Here is a 5,871-nt window from a genome sequence, read left to right on the forward strand (position 1 = left end):
ACCCGAACTCAATTCCATAAAGTTATTTGTAATCAGTGCCTTAAACATTTCAAATAATACCAAAAATAGAAAAAAAGCCAGCATAGATATATGTTGGCTTTTTTTAGGCGGTTTTGTCACTTTTTGCTAGTGATTTTGGCTGAAAAGCATACAATAACTTAGGTGAATACAAATTTTTATCTTTTTATTTTTCTGAAAAAATAAGCTTAAAAGCAAGTATGCTTAAAACTCCAGAAACTGCACAATCAAAGAATTTCTTAAATTTAATATAAACTTCTCTAGGTTTTGAAGAGGAAAGAAGCAAAGAAACGCAACTATACCATCCTGCATTTATTAAGAAACATAATAAAGGAACTGCAATATAATAATATTCTGGTATGATTTTTGGTAATAAAGCAGTAAATGTGCTTGCCAAAATAATAGCTGTTTTAGGATTACTGATTTGTGTTAATAATCCTGATCTATAAGATGAAATTAAACTAGTTTTCTCTCTATCCTGAATATTCATTTCAATTTTGACATTTCGATTTTTAAACGTTTTCAATGCTAGCCAAAGCAGATAGATCGCCCCTAAAAACTTTAATAATACATATAGTTTGGGTACTAAAATGAATATTTTTTCTAATCCACATACTGCAAGTATACTGAATATTGAGGCACCAGTCCCCATACCTAAAGCAGAAGCTATTCCATGCTTTCTAGACTGAGTAATAGATATTTGAACTATTGTAAAAAAAGCTTGGACCAGGACTAATTGCACCCAGCAAAAGAGCAATACATAAACTTAGAAGAATCGTAACATCATTCATTTTTATCCTATCCTCTGATTCAAATAGATTCTGAGTATATAGAGTACTGATAACTCAGTATTAAAACCTTATTAATTTCCATATTAATTTAGGTGTGAGTCTATCGCTGTTAGCCATTAGGTAGAATTTTCGGATCAGAAATTATTTAGAAATGCTGCAACAGTGGCTAAAAATGAAGAAACAAAATGGCTTTATGTTGAAACAATCAAATTTTATGCTGCAACAATTCAGCAAATATTGAGAAACAGCATCAAAAAATGTTGTAACAAAACCGAGTTTATGCTGCAACAGCGTGATTTTATGTTGAAACAATGCAAGAATCACTAAAAACGCAATAAAAAAATGTTGAAACATTTTTTATTTTCATATTTTTCGAGGGATTTTTTGATCCGTCTAAATGACTTCTTATTTCCACATATCTATTTGATTATATTTACTTTTAACTCTATTCAACACTCTGAATCGTGCGCTTTTTGGGGTCAAGGGGAGCTTCCCCTTGCTCATGGAATAATTTAAATAAAATTTATTTTTTTAAATTGTGTAGTGAGTACTCTTTTGGGGCTCCCAAAGATCAAGCGGCCTGTTATGGTGGTTTCTTCGATGGTTTTTCTTATTGGAGAGGTGGATGAGTTTCTTAATTTTTAGAACAAAGAAGTTGAAATCTTTCGGTGAGATCTCAAGTTCGCTTTCTCACAATTATCGCACACGAGAAACGCCGAATGCCAATCCTCAAGAAACGCCAAAAAATGAGCATTCTCATCAATCAGCAGACGATGTGTTATGTGGAATCAAAGATCGTATCCGAATGGTGTCTTATGTATTGAAACGTTAATGACAGCTTCTCCGGAATGGCAAGGTTGGCATGATGCGAGTAAAGAAGCAGCATTATTTGAGAAGTCTAAAGCGTGGTTGATTGAAAAGTTTGGTGCAGAGAATGTGATTGCAACCAGTATTCACCGGGATGAAACAACACCGCATCTCGTGGCCTATATTGTGCCATTAGATCCTCAGACTAATAAATTAAATGCAAGGAAGTGGTTAGGCGGCCGTACAAAGTTATCTCAACTGCAAACGGATTATCATCAAGCCGTCACGCAACATGATCAAGATTTTGGCTTAAGACGAGGAATTGTGGGTTCAAAAGCCAAGCATACAACCATTCAGCAGTTTTATTCTCAGATCCAAGCACCTATCGTACCGAATCAAGCATTTGAGCATGTACAAACACAGATTCAGCCAATTTCTACACCCGTACTAGCCAAACCGTTAGACAGTCAGCTCAGTGAACCAGCGTGGATAGCATCTGTAATTTATAAAGATGTGGCTTCACAGGTAGATGTGATCCATGCCCAATATCAACAAGCAATGCAAGATATGCAAAATGCTTATGCACATCAATTGAAAGTCGCCCGTATAGAAGTAGATAAAGAGCGAGATGCGCATCATCGTGCAATTCGAGTGATTGAAGATGAAAAGTTAAAAGTTGAAGCATTACAAAAAGAGCTCACGGTCTTTCGCGAGTATCAGAGGTTTTTCCCACAAGAATATGTTCAACTTGAGGCGCAGATCCAATCCAAACTACAAGAGCATCAAAAAGCATTAGATCGCCAATATAGTTCTTCTACAAAATCTGATCTAGATCATTCATTTACCATACATCAAAAGCAATTAAAACAGACAGAGGATCAACGTATAGCGTCTGTCAGACAACGCTTTGAACATGATATTGAACACGCGAAGAATCTCGCTGAAAAGGAAGTCTATACACAGAATTATGACAACTGGCAGAACAGCCGATCATTAGATGTAAAGCAAGCGTTTAAAGAAATCTCTGAAACGTATAAAAGTACTCCTTTTTACGTGCTGCTTAAACAATTGGTTGTCAACCATTGTCATGAAGCTTTCTTAGATGAACAAACCGAAGCACTACAAACCTTTAAACCTGAACAGGTATTTGCACGAGTTCGTGATCACGTTACTGAGAATATCCAGATGTGTCGTCTTGCAGAACAGTATTTATATCAAAGGCAGTTTGAGTTACCGCCTGAACGTACAGAATTAAATAAAAAGATAGAGACCTTACGCACCTGCGTTATTCAAACTGAAGAGATGCTCAGAGAAAAGAGCTTTGCTCAAGATGTCGAATGCAAAGAAAGACAAATGAGAAATGCAACCCATGTACAAGAGGTTGTACCAACACTTATAAAATCACCTCAACCGAAAATATCTCATAATCAAGGACTAGAAATTGACTAAAATAAGGCAAAAAAATAAGTTAAAAGTCCGATGATTGACTTAAAAATAAGTTATTTTAGCGATAAAAAATGATTATATGGTTATTAATTCATCAGAACGATCTGTATGAATTTAGAGCTAAAAACGCTGATAAATTGAATAAATATTAATCCAATATCACCTAAAAACATGATTTTAATCACACAAAATATGTTTTTATATAATTTTATTAAGCGTTTTTAGTTATATATATAAAGTCTTTTTAAATATGAATCTCATCAACGATACTGAATTCAGTCAAGTGATTTGGCTCACCCTCTAGCGATATTTTAGTTTTTATATGCTCAACCAGTCTTTTGGTTGGGCATTTTTTTTATGGAAAATAAACAGGTCTATTTACTAAAAATGAAATGATTAAAGCTGTTAACAACAGATAAAACTCAATCAATGAATTAATATCTTTTAAAACACGCTCATTTGCGCTCTAAGCAACGAAAAATAAAAATACATAGATAGACATATAAAAATAGAAATAAGTGCCTTAGTGAGCCTTAGAATGAAAATTAGACTTATCTTGTAGTATCAATCCGTACCAAATATCAAATTTAGTTAAAAATGCAGTGTGTGATTTCATGAAAATATTGATCTTCTTGAATACAGATTTTTTTATAAAAAAATAGCTTTAAAAAAAGAAAAAAAGGCTTTTATTGTTTTTAAATGCTTTTAAAAGCTTTTAGACAGGCTGTAATCCTTTCATAACAATGCTTTTAAGGCCTATAAAACTAGGTTTATCGACCTATAAAACTAGGTTTATCGACCTATAAAACTAGGTTTATCGACCTATAAAACTAGGTTTATCGACCTTTAAACTAGGTTGATTTACAACCTAGTTTAAATAGGATATAGTACGCCTTAGCTTTGTTATAAATTTATTATTAGAAATGAGTGAATTAGTCGTAAAAGATAATGCTTTAATTCAAGCAAGTTATACGTTAGATACTGTAGAGCAACGTTTAGTTCTTTTAGCTATTGCTGAAGCACGAGAAACAGGACAAGGGATTACAGAAAATAGTTTATTAGAGGTTCATGCCAGTAGTTATATAAATACATTTAATGTTGAAAAACATACTGCTTATACTGTACTTCGTGAAGCTTCTAAAAGCTTATTCGACCGTTATGTTACTTATCATGATACTAATCCTAAAACAGGTAAGGACCGCAGCTTTCATTGTCGTTGGGTAGATAAAGTTGGTTATGAAAAAGAATCAGCTATAGTTTTTTTACGTTTTACACAAGATATAGTTCCTTTGATAACTAGACTCGAAGAAAACTTCACAAAATATGAGTTACAACAGGTTTCTAAGTTAACTAGCTCGTATGCTATTCGCTTATATGAGTTATTAATTCAATGGAGATCTTCAGGAGAGACTCCTATTTTTGACTTGTCCATATTTCGACAGCAGCTAGGTGTTGAATCCCACCAATATAAGACAATGAGTAATTTCAAAACATATGTTCTAGATTTTGCATTAAATCAGATTAATGAGTTAACCGATATCAAAGCTAAATATGAGCAACATAAAAAAGGACGTACTATTACCGGTTTTTCTTTTAACTTTAAACAGAAAAATTTAAATTCTGAATCAATAAAAAAAGGATCAAAAACACCAAATCTTCCTCCTAAAATGACTGATAAACAACGTCAGTTATTTGCAAAAAAACTTTCTGAATTATCAGAAATGGGAAGTTATTCTGTTGGTGCGGAGAGTTATCAAGATTTTGCTAATCGTATTGATGAAATGTTAAAAGATTCAAAAAAGATTCAAGAATTATTGCCTTATCTTAAAAAAGTTGGATTTAAAGTTGTATAAGATTTCAACTTGATCATTTTTTTATTAGGCTGTCTAATAGGCGTCTAAGTTTGACAAGTTTAGGCATAAAATTTTATATGAAGAGCCTTTCAGTTATTGAGCTATCTAAGCTTTACAATATAAATAGACAGACTATTTACAATAATATAAATAGAGGAATTTTAAGTAAAAATTCTGATAATAAAATTGATTTATCAGAAGCTATCAGGGTATTTGGTGAGCCAGTTAAAAAAGGAAATGTAAAAGAAGATGTAAAAATAGACAAAATAGAATCGGCAGAAGTTTTACTGCTTAGACAGCAAGTTGATATGCTTAAAAATCAGCTTGATGATGCTAAAGGAAGAGAGTCTTTCTATCAAAATCAGATTGAAACAATGCAACGTTTATTAGAGGCTCCAAAAGATAAGGTAACATCGTTTACTGAGCAAAAAAATAATCAAGATATAGCTGTAGAATCTAATTTCAAAGAATCTATTCAGGAAGAAGAATTAAGTAATTTAAAGAACAAAAAAAGAAGATTTTTTAGTAGTTTTTTTTCTAAAAAAGAATAGGTTTATTACTTATTAGCTAAGGTTTAGTACTCTGTATTAAAAGTTTATTTTTATAATTGACTATCGTTTAAAAGCTCTAAATGTTAGTATTATTATACGCCAATGAAGTATATATATTCATGCTATTTATTGAGACTAGTATTTTTACGAAACAAATAAAAAGTCTTATTTCTGATGAAGAATATCGTGAATTTCAGGAAGAGCTTTTATTACAGCCTGATAAAGGGGCTTTGATCAAGAATGGTGGAGGCATCAGAAAAATACGATGTTCTCAAAGTAATAAAGGGAAAAGTGGCGGCATAAGAGTAATTTATTATTGGGTTACTGAAGATGATCAAATATTTTTTTTAATAGCTTATCCTAAATCTGTAAAAGATAATTTAACAGATAAAGAAACTAATATTC

General features: G+C 32.1%; 4 protein-coding genes and 1 pseudogene. 4 read left to right on the forward strand and 1 reads right to left on the reverse strand.

What is annotated here, in order from left to right; translation table 11 throughout:
- Positions 1-184 precede the first annotated feature (184 nt).
- Positions 185-809: pseudogene (locus tag AC1MPL_RS12040) on the reverse strand (LysE family translocator).
- A gap of 780 nt (positions 810-1,589) precedes the next feature.
- Here AC1MPL_RS12040 and mobV point away from each other — a divergent pair.
- The 4 genes from mobV to AC1MPL_RS12060 all read left to right on the forward strand — a co-directional run.
- Entirely contained in the window at positions 1,590-3,065 is a 1,476-nt protein-coding gene (gene mobV, locus AC1MPL_RS12045) for a MobV family relaxase (protein ID WP_479766274.1), read from the forward strand.
- A gap of 920 nt (positions 3,066-3,985) precedes the next feature.
- Positions 3,986-4,915, forward strand: a complete 930-nt coding sequence (gene repM / locus AC1MPL_RS12050; RefSeq protein WP_479766275.1) for a replication initiation protein RepM — start codon at positions 3,986-3,988, stop codon at positions 4,913-4,915.
- A 77-nt stretch (positions 4,916-4,992) separates the two neighbouring features.
- On the forward strand, positions 4,993-5,466 hold the full coding sequence (locus AC1MPL_RS12055) for a plasmid replication DNA-binding protein (protein WP_479766277.1): 474 nt from the start codon (positions 4,993-4,995) through the stop codon (positions 5,464-5,466).
- 119 nt (positions 5,467-5,585) lie between these two features.
- Positions 5,586-5,871 (forward strand): type II toxin-antitoxin system RelE/ParE family toxin (locus tag AC1MPL_RS12060; protein WP_479766276.1); only part of this gene is annotated, 286 nt, incomplete at its 3' end.

The organism is Acinetobacter sp. N1-1 (genome assembly GCF_056711485.1).

What these genes read in the sequence shown, in the direction of transcription:
- mobV (WP_479766274.1), top strand. Translation starts at nt 1,590, where the DNA reads ATGTGGAATCAAAGATCGTATCCGAATGGTGTCTTATGTATTGAAACG.
- repM (WP_479766275.1), top strand. Translation starts at nt 3,986, where the DNA reads ATGAGTGAATTAGTCGTAAAAGATAATGCTTTAATTCAAGCAAGTTAT.
- AC1MPL_RS12055 (WP_479766277.1), top strand. Translation starts at nt 4,993, where the DNA reads ATGAAGAGCCTTTCAGTTATTGAGCTATCTAAGCTTTACAATATAAAT.